The organism is Neorhizobium galegae, from assembly GCF_017877135.1.
Classification (GTDB): domain Bacteria; phylum Pseudomonadota; class Alphaproteobacteria; order Rhizobiales; family Rhizobiaceae; genus Neorhizobium; species Neorhizobium galegae_A.
Map to the genome: position 1 here is coordinate 262,667 of NZ_JAGIPH010000005.1, position 13,865 is coordinate 276,531.

At 61.4% G+C, this 13,865-nt stretch carries 12 protein-coding genes; 6 read left to right on the plus strand and 6 right to left on the minus strand.

All coding sequences use genetic code 11. The annotated features are described in order from the left end of the window. Positions 1–59: 59 nt before the first annotated feature. Positions 60–866, minus strand: a complete 807-nt coding sequence (gene blaOXA, locus J2858_RS16480; RefSeq protein WP_210105913.1) for a class D beta-lactamase — start codon at positions 864–866, stop codon at positions 60–62. 216 nt (positions 867–1,082) lie between these two features. Here blaOXA and J2858_RS16485 point away from each other — a divergent pair, with 216 nt between their 5' ends. Further along, positions 1,083–1,889, plus strand: coding sequence for a transporter substrate-binding domain-containing protein (locus tag J2858_RS16485; RefSeq protein ID WP_210105914.1), 807 nt, complete (start codon positions 1,083–1,085; stop codon positions 1,887–1,889). Positions 1,890–1,895: 6 nt separating this feature from the next. Next, the gene (locus tag J2858_RS16490) at positions 1,896–2,720 is read left to right on the plus strand and encodes an amino acid ABC transporter permease (protein WP_210105915.1); all 825 of its coding nucleotides are present in this window, start codon (positions 1,896–1,898) and stop codon (positions 2,718–2,720) included. Here J2858_RS16490 and J2858_RS16495 read toward each other — a convergent pair. After that, positions 2,717–3,727, minus strand: a complete 1,011-nt coding sequence (locus J2858_RS16495) for a GGDEF domain-containing protein (RefSeq protein WP_210105916.1) — start codon at positions 3,725–3,727, stop codon at positions 2,717–2,719. The two genes, J2858_RS16490 and J2858_RS16495, sit on opposite strands and share 4 nt — an antisense overlap. Before the next feature lie 339 nt (positions 3,728–4,066). Between J2858_RS16495 and leuC the strand changes: the two genes are divergently transcribed. Continuing rightward, positions 4,067–5,476: a 3-isopropylmalate dehydratase large subunit gene (leuC, locus tag J2858_RS16500; protein WP_210105917.1), complete on the plus strand. Its 1,410-nt coding sequence runs from the start codon at positions 4,067–4,069 to the stop codon at positions 5,474–5,476. A 209-nt stretch (positions 5,477–5,685) separates the two neighbouring features. After that, positions 5,686–6,516, plus strand: coding sequence for a DMT family transporter (locus J2858_RS16505; protein WP_210105918.1), 831 nt, complete (start codon positions 5,686–5,688; stop codon positions 6,514–6,516). A 92-nt stretch (positions 6,517–6,608) separates the two neighbouring features. Here J2858_RS16505 and J2858_RS16510 read toward each other — a convergent pair whose 3' ends face one another. Then, positions 6,609–7,151 carry a L,D-transpeptidase family protein gene (locus tag J2858_RS16510; RefSeq protein ID WP_210105919.1) on the minus strand — a complete coding sequence of 181 codons (543 nt, stop codon included), beginning with the start codon at positions 7,149–7,151 and terminating at the stop codon, positions 6,609–6,611. 116 nt (positions 7,152–7,267) lie between these two features. Here J2858_RS16510 and J2858_RS16515 point away from each other — a divergent pair, with 116 nt between their 5' ends. Further along, complete coding sequence (locus tag J2858_RS16515; protein WP_210105920.1) at positions 7,268–7,951, plus strand: response regulator transcription factor; 684 nt, start codon at positions 7,268–7,270, stop codon at positions 7,949–7,951. Between the two features lie 18 nt (positions 7,952–7,969). Continuing rightward, positions 7,970–8,425, plus strand: coding sequence for a cyclic nucleotide-binding domain-containing protein (locus J2858_RS16520; RefSeq protein ID WP_210105921.1), 456 nt, complete (start codon positions 7,970–7,972; stop codon positions 8,423–8,425). A 771-nt stretch (positions 8,426–9,196) separates the two neighbouring features. Here the strand turns inward: J2858_RS16520 and J2858_RS16525 are convergent. The 3 genes from J2858_RS16525 to J2858_RS16535 form a co-directional block, all read right to left on the minus strand. Beyond that, positions 9,197–9,997: an exodeoxyribonuclease III gene (locus J2858_RS16525; RefSeq protein ID WP_210105922.1), complete on the minus strand. Its 801-nt coding sequence runs from the start codon at positions 9,995–9,997 to the stop codon at positions 9,197–9,199. An 80-nt stretch (positions 9,998–10,077) separates the two neighbouring features. Continuing rightward, positions 10,078–10,722, minus strand: coding sequence for an outer membrane lipoprotein carrier protein LolA (locus J2858_RS16530; RefSeq protein WP_210105923.1), 645 nt, complete (start codon positions 10,720–10,722; stop codon positions 10,078–10,080). A 62-nt stretch (positions 10,723–10,784) separates the two neighbouring features. Next, positions 10,785–13,454 (minus strand): FtsK/SpoIIIE family DNA translocase, encoded by a 2,670-nt coding sequence (locus J2858_RS16535; RefSeq protein WP_210106051.1) that lies wholly within the window; start codon positions 13,452–13,454, stop codon positions 10,785–10,787. Positions 13,455–13,865 lie beyond the last annotated feature (411 nt).

The window sequence follows — 13,865 nt, forward strand, 5'->3', positions numbered from 1 at the left end:
CTTTCGAAAAGGCGGCCCTCGCGGGTCGCCTTTTTTGTTTGAGGCAATTTGAACGGCGCTCAGTTGCGGGCGAGGAGCGCCGGCAGTGCTTCGAAGAGCGCATCGCGGGCACGCGCGCTCGCAGAGCCGCCAAGCTTTCGCTCGTCCTGCACGAGCTTTGCAAACACCACCGTCCGGCCGCCCTTTTGCGCCCAGCCGACGAACCAGCCCCAGGGATGCGCTCGGTCAAAGCTGCCATCGGCCAGGCGAGGATAGGCCATGCCGGTCTTGCCCTGCGCCACCCAACCATCCTTGAGGTCGAACCGCTCCATCGCCTTCACCGTCATTTCCATGGCCTCGCGGCTGACGGGAAGCGTGCGGTTGACGAATTTGTTGAGGAACGCCACCTGCTCGTCCGGCGAAATTTTTAGGGATGAGGAGATCCAGGCGCGTTCCAGGCCATTGTTCTTGGCCGCGTCTCCGGAAAAATCGGCATTACCGTAGCCAAAACCTTGCGCATAGCGGTGAAGCGTCTCGGCCCCGAGGCGCTGCGTAAGGCGCTGTGAAAACCAGACAACCGAATATTTGAGCCAGCGCTGCGCATCCGTCGGCTGCTTCCAGGCCTCGCCACCCCAAGCCGGATCCCCCTTCTGATAGGAAAAGGACGGCGTGTGCTCGTCTTTCAGAATGCCCGCATCAAATGCCATCAGGCTGAGCGGCAGCTTGAAGGTAGAGGCAGGCGTCACGCGCTCTGCGCAACGGCCTTCGCGCAGAAATACCGCGCCGGATTTTGCGTCGGCAACAATGGTGCAGATGTCCGAAGCGGCCGCCGGCACAGCGACGGCCAAGAGCGTCGAAACGAAAAAACCGGATAAAACCAGGCGCATGATATCCCCCTTACTGCACGCGAAGAAGGCGATCAAACCCATGAACGTGACAGGAGGATGGCGGTATCGTGCCGCGTCCTGGCACGGATGTCATTGCAGGGCCGGCGCGGCTGAGTGTGGCCGCGATCGCGCCGGCGGGTTTCACCCGATACCCGCCCCCTTGCCATTCCCGGCATTTCCGTGACAATCGGCAGGCCACATGATCAGGAGCCTCGGATGATTTCTCGCCGCACCACCCTTGCCGCCTTCTGCGCCCTGTCTCTCCTGCCGCTTGTCTCGTCCCCTGCCCCGGCGGCCGACCTGCCGGACCTCAAGGGCCGCGCCATCGTGGTGGTGACGGAAAATGCCTATCCGCCGCTGCAGTTCGCCGATCCGAAGACCGGTACGGCAATCGGCTGGGAATATGATGCGATGAACGAGATTGCCAAGCGGCTGAACGCCAAGGTCAGCTACCAGAACACGTCCTGGGATGCGATGATCCAGGCGGTGTCGGACGGTCAATACGATATCGGCATGACCGGCATCACCATCAAGGAAGACCGCAAGGAAAAGGTCGACTTTTCAAAGCCCTATATGCGCTCGCAGCAATTCATGCTGGTGCGCGCCGATGAGACCCGCTTTTCCGATGCCAAGAGCTTCGGCGCCAGTCCCGATGCGCTGATCGGGGCGCAGCCTGGCACGACGCCCTTCTATACGGCCGTTTACGAAGTGCTGGACGGCAACGAGCAGAACGCCCGCATCAAGCTTTTTGAAACCTTCGGCGCCACCGTGCAGGCGCTGCGCGCCGGCGATGTCGACATGGTGCTGACGGATGGCACCGCCGGAAAAGGTTATGTCGATGCCTCGAAGGGCACCCTGAAGCTCGTCGGCGGGCCGCTTGGCTCGGAGGATTTCGGCTTCATCTTCAAGAAGGGGTCCGACCTCGTGGCACCGGTCGATGCGGCAATCGACGCCCTCAAGGCGGACGGTACGCTGGACGCGCTCAACAAGAAGTGGTTCCTCGACTACAAGATGGGGCAGTAAGCCCGGATGGCCGTTTCCCGGCGCGGGAGAGAACCGGAGGATTTCCCCTGGTGGATCGTGGCCTTCGGGCTGATGATGGCGGGCTTTGCCGTGGTCATCGCCACCAATGACCTCTATGGTCAGGTGTTTTTCATCGTGGCCAAGGGCATCGGCATCACGGTCGGGGTGGCCCTTGTCAGTTTCGGGCTTGCTGCAGCCCTTGGACTTGGCGTGGCGCTTGCCGGCCTGTCCGGCAACCGCGTGCTGCGCCAGAGTGCGCGCTTCTATGTGGAAGTCATCCGCGGCATTCCCATCCTCGTGCTTTTGTTCTATGTCGCTTTCGTCGGCGCACCGGGACTGGTCGCCGCTTATAATTTTTGTGCCGCACCGCTCATCGAACGGGGCTTCCTGCCAAGTCTTCTCGTGCGCGACCTGTCGCTTCTGTCGCGCGCTGTCATCGCGCTCACCATCGGCTACAGCTCCTTCATCGCGGAGATCTTTCGCGCCGGCATCCAGTCGGTCGATAGCGGGCAGATCGAGGCGGCGAAGGCGCTCGGCCTCTCACGGTTCCAAAGGTTTCGCCTCGTGGTCATGCCACAGGCGCTGAAGGTGATCTTTCCGCCGCTCTCCAACGACTTCGTCTCGATGGTGAAGGACTCTTCGCTGGTCTCGGTGCTGGGCGTTGCCGACATCACCCAGATGGCCAAGGTTTACGCCTCCGGTTCCTTCCGCTTCTTCGAAACCTATTCGATCCTCGCCTATCTCTATCTTGCGCTGACCATCGGCCTGTCGCTGATCTTGCGGCGCATGGAACGTCGGATGCGCGGGAGGATCGCGCAGGGTGGTGCCTAGAGCAGATCCTGGATGATGCTGCAGTCACGCCCGGCTGCCTTGGCCCGGTAAAGCGCCTGATCGACGGAATGGAGCAGAGCCTCCCTTTCGGCGCGACCGGCACCGGAAAGCGCGCCGCCAATGCTCAAGCGGGCCGACAGCTGTTCTCGTCCGATGACGAAGGGCGACCGGAACAAGGCAAGAAGACGCTCGGCCAGCAGCGCAAGCTCATGACAGCTTGCCACCTGCTCGATGAAGATGGCAAATTCGTCTCCCCCCATGCGCACCACGATATCGGACGGGGAAAGCGCGGTTCGGATGCGCGCGGCTGCCTGGGACAGCACCTCGTCGCCCACCGGATGACCAAAGCGATCGTTGATGGACTTGAACCCGTCCATATCCAGATACAGCACACCGGAGAGGGAGGCTGCGGTTGCACGGGCCTCCAGCATGGGATCGACCAGCGCCGGCAGCGCTGCGCGATTGTAAAAACGGGTGAGCGGATCCGTCAGGGCCGCATAGCGCCAATCCTTTTCGGAGAGCGACAGCCTGAAATTGTTGCGCTGCAGGCGCAGAAGCGCAGAGGCCACCTCGGCAAAGCGGATCAGGCTTTGCCGATCCACGGTGTCTGCGGATCGCGGCTCGGTATCCACGATGCAGAAGCTGCCGACAACCAGGCCATCCTCCACCGCGACGGGAGCACCGGCATAGAAGCGCAGGAACGGGTCCTGAGTGACGAAAGGCAGGTCCGACAGGGCCGGCACCTGCCGCATGTCGGGGATCACGAGCGTCTGCCCACTTGTGACCACGCGGGTGCAGATGGCGATGTCGCGGGAGCAGTCCGGCAGCTCGATCCCGACCTGAACGGCATTGAGCTGCCAATGGTCATCCAGCAGGTGTACGGCCGCGCGCGGCACGTCATAGACCTGTTGCGCAAGTTCGGCCAGCACGCGCAGTTCCTGCGCCGATCCGACGGATGCCGGGTTGACGGACCGGACGGCATCAAGTCTGTCAATCTCGCTGAACATGCGTTCGGTTCTCCTGCCCTGTTAACCTCTCCGGCACATATCTCGTCTTCGGCCGCGATTTTCAATTGCCGGGCCGATCAAATCACCCGGCGACACAGAAGGCTTTGGCAATTGCCGAAAGCGCGGAAAACTGATAGATCCTCCTCCATGGGATCGAAATTCGGATGCCTCGCGACGAATGTTTATGTGCTGCAGGACCACAAGCGTCTGCCGGCACGCTTTTTCGCGCGCATTTCCGGCGCCCTTTTCGGCCGACTTCGCACGCTCTGATCGCGTCGAACCGGCAGCCTGCTGCCGATTTCAAATCCCCCTCTTCTCTACATCAAATGGATGGCAGCCATGAGCGCACCCCGTACCCTCTATGACAAGATCTGGGACGACCACGTCGTTTCGACCGACGAGACCGGCACCTGTCTTCTCTACATCGATCGCCACCTCGTTCATGAGGTGACGAGCCCGCAGGCCTTCGAAGGCCTGCGCCTGGCCGACCGCAAGGTCCGTGCACCGGAAAAGACGCTCGCCGTGGTCGACCACAACGTGCCCACCACGCCGGATCGCCATATCGGCATCAAGAACGAGGAAAGCCGCATCCAGGTGGAGGCGCTGGCCCAGAATGCTGCTGATTTCGGCATCGAATATTATTCGGAAAAGGACGTTCGCCAGGGCATCGTCCACATCGTCGGCCCCGAACAGGGTTTTACCCTGCCCGGCATGACGATCGTCTGCGGTGACAGCCACACCTCCACGCACGGCGCTTTCGGCGCGCTTGCGCACGGCATCGGCACGTCCGAGGTCGAGCATGTGCTGGCAACCCAGACGCTGGTGCAGAAGAAGGCAAAGAACATGCTGGTGCGTGTCGACGGCCAGCTGCCACCGGGCGTGACCGCCAAGGACATCATTCTTGCCATCATCGGCGAAATCGGCACTGCCGGCGGCACCGGCCATGTCATCGAATTTGCCGGTGAAGCCATTCGCGCGCTGTCGATGGAAGGCCGCATGACGGTCTGCAACATGACGATCGAAGGCGGCGCCCGCGCCGGCCTCATTGCGCCGGACGAGACGACCTTCAATTACATCAAGGACAAGCCGCGCGCGCCGAAGGGCAAGGCCTGGGACATGGCCGTCGAATACTGGAAGACACTGCAGTCGGACGAAGGCGCCCATTACGACCGCGTTGTTGTTCTCGATGCCGCAGCGCTGCCGCCGATCGTCTCCTGGGGCTCCTCGCCCGAGGACGTCATCTCCGTGCAGGGCGTCGTGCCGAACCCGGATGAGATTGCCGAAGAAACCAAGCGCGTCTCCAAATGGCGTGCGCTCGACTATATGGGCCTGAAGCCCGGCACCAAGATCACCGACATTGCCATCGACCGCGTCTTCATCGGCTCCTGCACGAACGGACGTATCGAGGATCTGCGCGCCGCCGCCAAGGTCGTCGAAGGCCGCAAGGTGGCCTCCACCGTTTCGGCCATGATCGTGCCGGGTTCAGGCATCGTCAAGGAACAGGCCGAAGCCGAAGGCCTGCACACGATCTTCCTCGACGCCGGCTTCGAATGGCGCGAGCCGGGCTGCTCGATGTGCCTTGCGATGAACGACGACCGGCTGAAGCCGGGCGAACGTTGCGCCTCCACCTCGAACCGCAACTTCGAAGGTCGCCAGGGTTTCAAGGGCCGCACGCATCTCGTGTCGCCCGCCATGGCCGCCGCTGCCGCCATTGCCGGCCACTTCGTCGATATCCGCGAGTGGAAATAATCGGTCGGGCGCCAGACGCCGGATGAACCAGAAAGCCGCCGGATGGATGCCTTCCGGCGGCTTTCTTCGTCGATCAATTCCGCTGATGCCTTGCGCAAGAAATCCGCAATTGACTGGCGCATCCTGCCGGTTAGGTTCAAACCTCGAACCTGATTTCCGACCCGCCATCTTCCCCCGCGCCCTGCCGCACCCCTTGAGGTGATGAGAGCTTGAACCCCGCCGTCATCGCGCTTGCCCTTTCGGCCGCCATTCTCCATGCCAGCTGGAATGCCTTCCTGCGTTCGGGAAATGACCGGCTCTGGTCGATCACCGTGATGGGTGTCACGGGCATCGTCTTTGCGCTGCCGGTCATGCTCTGGCTGCCGCTGCCGACGGCGACCGGCTTTGCCTATATCCTCGGCTCGTCGCTCTTGCAGGTGGCCTATAGCATCTTCCTTGTCTTTGCCTATCGGCTGGGCGATCTTGGGCAGGTCTATCCGGTGGTGCGCGGCTCCGTGCCGCTGCTGGTCACACTCGGCGGCTTCCTGCTCACGGGGCAGACGGTGGGTGCAAGCCAGCTGGTCGGCGTTGCACTGGTTGCCATCGGCATCATGAGCCTGTCGCTCGGGCGGCAGCGGGCGCCCACCTCCTCCATCCTCTGGGCGCTGCTGACCGGCCTCATCATTGCAAGTTATGCGACGGTGGATTCCACCGGCGTGCGCTATGTGTCCGATCCGCGCGCCTATGCCGCCTGGGTGCTGTTTACCTATGGCGTGCTTCTGATCATCGCCTATACAGCGATGCGCGGACGGCTGCGGATCGATATCCGGCAGAAGGAAAGCTGGAAGGCGCTGGGAGCCGGCATCTTCGTGCTTCTAGCCTATGGCGTCATCATCGTCGCCTATTCGCTCGGCCCCGCCGGCCCGATTACCGCGATCCGCGAGACAAGCGTTGTCTTTGCCATGCTGATCGGCTGGCTGTTTCTCGGCGAGACGCTCACCCTCAAGCGCATCGTCGCCTGCCTGATCGTTGCCGCGGGCGCCATTGCCATCGGCCGCTGAGACTCGATGAAAGGGTTTCGCGTCGCGAAGCTTCGATCGTCAGCATCAGACCGCGCCGCCTGTTGCGGCGGCACGACAAACCCGCGACACGATCAGATGACGCGCACCACCATGCCGGGCCGCATGAACCGGATAAGCCGGCGCATGGCCGTCGGGCTGATGGCGATACAGCCCTCCGTCGGCTGGTAACCGGGCCGGATGAGATGGAAGAAAATCGCCGAGCCGCGATGACGGCGACGCGAGGTGATGTTCCAGTCGAGGACGAGGCAAATGTCGTAGAGCCCGTCCTTGCGCTGCATCCGCTCGTGGCTTGCCTTGAACGGTGCGCGCACCGGCCGGTTATAGGCGGCATGGGTCGGCGCATCGCACCACAGCATGTCATCTTTGATGCGGATAAGAGACAGGCCGGTCGGCAGCGCGCCCACACGCTCGCCTCGCACGAAGCCGTAAAGCAGCTTCATGGCGGCAATCGGCGTTGCGCCATCGCCTTCGCGCTTGAACGCCGTTCGCCCGGAGCGGCCGATGGCGGCCGGCACCGTCACCCCGTCAAAACTCACGAAAGCGCGAGTGGGATTTGATGGTGCGGCGCGAACCGTGATCATCTTTCTCTTGCCGCCGGCGCTTTTCCCACCCATTTGTCTCACACAGTGTTGCTCTGGATATGATTTCATTTGAATTCATAGCACAATGCACCTTAGATCGAAGAGCCTCGCCGCCGATGCGCGACGGGCAAAGGAAAGGCAAAGACGGCATGGCAGCCCGCACCGTACTGCTGGTGGATGATGATGATGATCTGCGCGAGACGCTGGTCGAGCAGCTTTCCCTCTATGAGGAATTTTCCCTTCTGCAGGAAAGCAACGCTACCAAAGCGATGGCGACGGCAAAATCCCGACAGATCGACCTCTTGATCATGGATGTCGGCCTGCCGGACATGGACGGGCGCGAGGCGGTGAAACTCTTGCGCAAGGGTGGCTTCAAGGCGCCGATCATCATGCTGACCGGGCATGACACCGACAGCGACACGATCTTGGGCCTGGAAGCCGGCGCCAATGATTATATTACCAAGCCCTTCCGTTTCGCCGTGCTGCTTGCCCGCATCCGCGCGCAGCTTCGCCAGTACGAGCAGAGCGAGGACGCGACGTTCACCGTCGGCCCCTATATCTTCAAGCCGAGCCAGAAGCTGCTCACCACCGATGACGGCAAGAAAATCCGGCTGACCGAAAAGGAAGCGGCGATCATCCGCTACCTCTACCGCGCCGGCCAGAAAGTGGTGACGCGCGACGTGCTGCTGGAAGAGGTCTGGGGCTATAATTCCGGCGTGACGACCCATACGCTGGAAACCCATGTCTACCGTCTTCGCCAGAAGATTGAGCGCGATCCCTCAAACGCCGAAATTCTGGTCACCGAAAACGGTGGCTACAAGATCGTTCCCTGACACCTTCGGACCTGCCCCATGGCCCTGAGCGACGACATTCGCCTGCTTGCGCAGGTTCCCCTGTTCCAGGGGCTCGACGACGACCAGCTGCGTCTGGTTGCCTTCGGGGCGGAACGCCGCAGCGTCGCGAAAGGGCAGGAACTGTTTCGCGAACAATCGCCGGCCGAATGCGCCTATGTGGTGGCGCGCGGCCGGCTCGACCTCTACACGCTCGGCCGGGACGGCATTGCCGATCTTGCCCGATCCGCCGGCCCCGGCACCCTGCTGTCGGAACTGGCGCTGGTGACGATGGTGGAGCGCAAGTTTACCGCTATTGCCGCCGAAGATGGCGAAGTGCTGCGCATTCCCCGCACCCTCTTTCACCGCCTGCTGGAGGAATATCCGGCCGTGGCCCGCATTCTGGAGCAGCGGATCAGGGACAACCTGGTCGGCATGGCAAAGGCGGCTGCGGCGATGCAGGGGCGGTTTGCGTGAGGAACTGAGGTAGCTCGTTTATTGCTTTTGACTTCGCTGATATGGATCTGGAGGAGGAATTCGGTTTGGGGAAGAAACATCCAAGCAGTACCTTACATGTTGTTCAGCAGCAGTTGCAGTTGCTTCGTCAACTCTTCTAACCTCCTCCCAAAAGCATTGAGAATCCTTTGGCCTTGTCGCGTCAGCCAATGTAATAGAGTTTGGAGACCAAAAGCGAACAAACTGCATAAGCGGTATCAATGGATAATAGTATCCATTTACGTGAACCACCGTGCCTAGATGTCCACCGTGGCCACCTGCTCCCACTGCCCAAAACCCAAAAATGTCTCGACCTTCAGGGAACGAAAAGACCTGTTGACGATGGTGCTTCTGTTCTAATACGGACGCCGCACCTAATGCGGGACGCCAAGGAACTCCGGCATCACCGCCGGAACCACCGATGGCCACACCATCGCCCTCTACTGAGGCATTTCCACCATTCCCGCCGCTTCCAAGAACACCGCCTTGCCCTCCATTCCCACCGACTGCAAATCCCCCTGACCCAGTTGAAGCGGAGCCTCCATGCCCTCCTGTCCCAAGTGGAGTCTCTGCCAGTGGCCTGTTACGACGGAACCACCACAACGCAAATGACACTACAAGCGTCAGTATTGCAATTACTGCGCTTATAGAGCCGGAATATGTATCGAATTTTTTTAGCACGCCAAGAAGAACATCTGCCATAATTAATCTTTCTAGAGCAATCACGACCGGCAATGAGCAGGGTGGTGCAATTCACATCCGAAACGTCGCCGTCACCGGGACATGGTCCGACGGGCGGTTCCAGCCGCGGGCTTCCTTCAGCACCTCGATGTTTTCGAGCAGCGGGCCAAGCTCCGGCGATGACCAGATGTGGTCGAGGCGGCGGCCCTTGTTGGCGGCTTCCCAGTCTTTGGCGCGGTAACTCCACCAGGTGTAGAGCTTCTCAGAAGCTGGAACGTGCTGGCGCATCAGGTCCAGCCAGCCGCCCTTTGCCATCACTTCAGTCAGCCCTTCGGTCTCCACCGGCGTGTGGCTGACGATCTTCAGCATCTGCTTGTGCGACCAGACATCATGCTCGAGCGGTGCAATATTGAGGTCTCCCACGAGAATGGAGGAGACGCCCGGCATGTCCGCCTTCAGCGCTTTCATCTCTTCGACGAAATCCAGCTTGTGGCCGAATTTCGGATTGATGGCGCGGTCCGGCTCGTCGCCGCCGGCCGGCACATAGAAATTATGCAGGCGGATGCGGCGACCGCCACGCTCGAAGATCGCCGATATGTGGCGGGCATCGCCCACCTTGCAGTAATCCTGCCGGTGATCCTCCGAGAGCGGCACCTTGGAGATGATGGCCACGCCATGATAGCCCTTCTGGCCATGCAGAACGATATGCTCGTATCCCATGGCCTGCAGCGGCTCGAGCGGGAATTCTTCCGCGCGGCACTTGATCTCCTGCAGGCACAGAATGTCGGGCTTTTCGCGCACGAGGAACTGTTCGACGATGGGCAGGCGCAGGCGCACCGAATTGATGTTCCAGGTGGTGATGGAAAAGCGCATGAAAAAACCTCGACGTGGCTGCGCCGAGGTTTTGGACTTTTTGCACCGGATGGGCAAGGGCCGTGCGCCGAAAGCCGGCCTTACAGCTTGTGCACTTCGTTATAGGGGATGGTGAAAACCTTGTCGTCGAAGCGCACGCCGTTCTGCACGTTGTAGATCATCACCGACGTGTCCTTGTTCTGCAGGTCGGTGATCGTCCACTGGCGCAGATCATAGGTTTTCGGGTCGAACATCATGGTGATCGTGCTGTCTCCGAACACCGTCTTGTTGCCCAGAACAATGGTGGTGAGGTCCGACTCTTCCTTGACGTTGCGCACCATCTGGTTCGACAGGTCGATGCGGTCGGCGAGAAGCAGGCTGAGCGGCGTCTTCGACAGCGGATAAAGATCCCAGGTCTTCAGTTTCAGATTGCCGACAACGACATTGTTGCCATCGGCGATGACACGGATCGGCGAGGGATCCTCGAAATTGAAGCGAAGCTTGCCCGGACGCTCGATGAAGAATTTTCCGCCGGTCTGTTCGCCACGCGGGCCGAACTGCGCAAACTCGCCCATCATCGTCTTTACGGAGGAAAAGTGATCGGCAATCTTCTGGGCGGCATCGGACGGGGCCGAGCCCTGCGCAAGGGCCGGCACGCCCGCCAGGCCACCGGCTGCCAGCGCGCCAAGGCCCAGCATCATGTGGCGGCGGCTGAGGGCGGCGGAAGCGGTGATACGGGTCGTCATGGGTTCAAATCTCCTTCGGGCCTGTAATGGCGGGAAAACGCGGCGGCTTCGTGGCCTTCGCTTCACCGCTCGATGATATCGGCCTCTGTCGGCACAAGGATTTCGCGTTTGCCGGCATGGTTGGCGGGACCGATCAGCCCCTCCTGCTCCATGCGCTCGATGAGCGAGGCGGCACGGTTATAGCCGATGCCGAGCCGGCGCTGGATATAGGATGTCGAGGCTTTGCCGTCCCTCAGAACGATTGCCACCGCCTGATCGTAAGGGTCGTCCGAATCCGACAGATTGCCGGTGCCGGCCGGACCGCCACCATCGCCATCCTCGTCATCATCGGCGGTGATGGCATCGAGATATTGCGGTGCGCCTTGCGTCTTCAGGTAAGCGACGATTTCTTCCACCTCGGTGTCGGACACGAAGGGACCGTGGACGCGCTGGATGCGGCCGCCACCGGCCATGTAGAGCATATCGCCCATGCCAAGCAGCTGTTCAGCCCCCTGCTCGCCCAGAATCGTGCGGCTATCGATCTTCGAGGTGACCTGGAAGGATATGCGGGTTGGGAAATTCGCCTTGATCGTGCCGGTAATGACATCGACGGAGGGGCGCTGCGTCGCCATGATGACATGGATGCCGGCCGCACGCGCCATCTGCGCCAGGCGCTGCACCGCCCCTTCGATATCCTTACCCGCGACCATCATCAGGTCAGCCATTTCGTCGATGATGACGACGATATAGGGGATGGGCTTCAGATCGAATTCCTCGGTTTCATACATGGCTTCGCCCGTCTGGCGGTCAAAGCCCGTCTGCACCGTGCGCGTCAGCACCTCGCCCTTGGCGATGGCCTGCTCGACACGGCTGTTGAAACCATCAATGTTGCGAACGCCGATCTTCGACATCTTCTTGTAGCGTTCCTCCATCTCGCGCACGGTCCACTTCAGCGCCACGACAGCCTTCTTGGGGTCCGTGACGACCGGGGACAGGAGATGCGGAATGCCGTCATAGACGGAAAGTTCCAGCATTTTCGGATCGATCATGATCAGACGGCATTTTTCCGGCGACAACCGGTAAAGCAGCGACAGGATCATCGTGTTGATGGCAACCGACTTGCCCGAGCCGGTGGTGCCAGCGACCAGCAGATGCGGCATTTTTGCAAGATCGGCAATGACAGGCTCGCCGCCGATGGTCTTGCCGAGCGCCATGGCAAGTTTTGCCTTGCTGCTCTCGAAATCGGTGCTGCCGATCATTTCGCGCAGGAAAACGGTTTCGCGCGTCTGGTTGGGCAGTTCGATGCCGATGGCATTGCGGCCGGGAACGACGGCAACGCGCGCGGCAATGGCGCTCATCGAACGGGCGATATCATCGGCCAGACCGATGACGCGCGACGACTTGATGCCCGGCGCAGGCTCCAGTTCATAGAGCGTGACGACCGGGCCGGGGCGCACATGGATGATCTCGCCCTTTACGCCAAAATCCTCCAACACGCCTTCCAACATGCGGGCATTCTGCTCCAGCGCATCGGCAGACAACGTGCTGTCGCGCACTGCATGGCGCGCCTCGGTCAGAAGATGCACGGATGGCAGCTGGAAGCCGCCATCGTCGATGAAAGAGGATTGCGCCTCGCGCGCCACGCGGGCGCCGGGGCGTGGTGGTGCCGCGGCCGGCACGACGCGACCGCTGACCCGCGCGCTTGTCGGATGGGAGGGTTTACGGGCGGAATTGAACATCGGCTCTTCGTCATCATCCGGCAGGATGCCGGCGGGACGGACCATGTCGTCATCCTCGTCCTCATCTTCATCGTCTTCGACCGACAGGGGCGGCGGCGAAATGCGGCGGCGCGCCGCCATGAGGTCCGACATCGGGCTTTCGAGCGAAGGTTCGAGGCGGCCGCCGGCCGTGGGCTTGGCGCGCACGGGCTCGTTCAGCTTGCCGAATTCGTCCTCGTTGAAATCATAAGGCTCGTCAAAGCGTGACGCACCCTGGCGGGCGGGAGGCTTGATATGCAGCAGGCGGCGCAGGCGCGCCTGGGTGATGTACCAGGTATGCGCAAGGGCGCCAAAGGCGAGAAAGCCGGCAAAGCCACCTTCGTCATCCTCGTCATCGACATCCGCGGCCTTGCGACGCGGGGCGGCAGGGACCTCTTCCTCATCCTCCTCGTCAAGCTCCTGACGCCCGATGAGGCCGGCGGAAAACAACAGGAAGCCGACCGCAGGAATGGCAAAGACACATCCGAGGATGGTGGCGGCGATGCCGGTCGGATAGGCGCCGACAAAAAGCGCCGGAAACCGCAGGATCATATCGCCGATGACGCCGCCAATACCGTTGGGGATCGGCCAGGTTTCGGGTGCCGGAAAACAGCCGAGCGAGGCTGAAGCCAGAACCATGCCGGCCAGCCAGGCACCGAGGCGCGCCGGAATGCGCCGGATCGAGCGTCCGGAGATCAGGGCAAGCGCCCAGGCAAGCACCGGCAAAAGCGCAAGCACGCTGGCAAGGCCGAGGAATTGCAGCATCAGATCTGCAAAGACGGCGCCGGGAAAACCGAGCAGATTTTTCGGCGGCATGTCCGTCGCGTAGGATAGGCTTGGATCGGCAACATTCCATGTGGCAAGCGCTGCCACGGCCAGTGCCAGCGCAAAAAACAGCGCGAAGCCGGACAATGCCAGCACCTGTCGCAGGACAAAGGCTGCGAGGGCGTGGCGAGTGGAGTTTGGCGCCATCGCTGCCGAAGTGCTTCTGCCCATAGTCATTCAGCCCGAACTTCCCGTTGACGCAAGGACAAGCGCGCACAGCCATGGCAGGCAGCACACGTTCCATTGAGCCGATAGATTAGACAAGCTTGGTTAACGCGGCTTTAACCAAGCAAACGGGATTGCGCTGAAACCAGCGGCCCGTCCGATCCGTGCCGTGGACCCGTCGGCTGCCAGCATGCAGATGGAGGAGAAAAGCGTCTCGATCCCGGTGATCACCTCGGTGAACAGGAAGCCGGACAACGTGATGTGTTGGTTATAAGGTGACTAACGCTCCGAACGATGCGAGTAATCCACCGCATCTGACGCTCGGGATATGCCAGCATTTAGCCTGCGCGGGGAGCGGTGGCGCTCACGTCCAGGCCAAGAGCACGCTGAGCTTGCGCATTGCGTTCGTCCGTATCG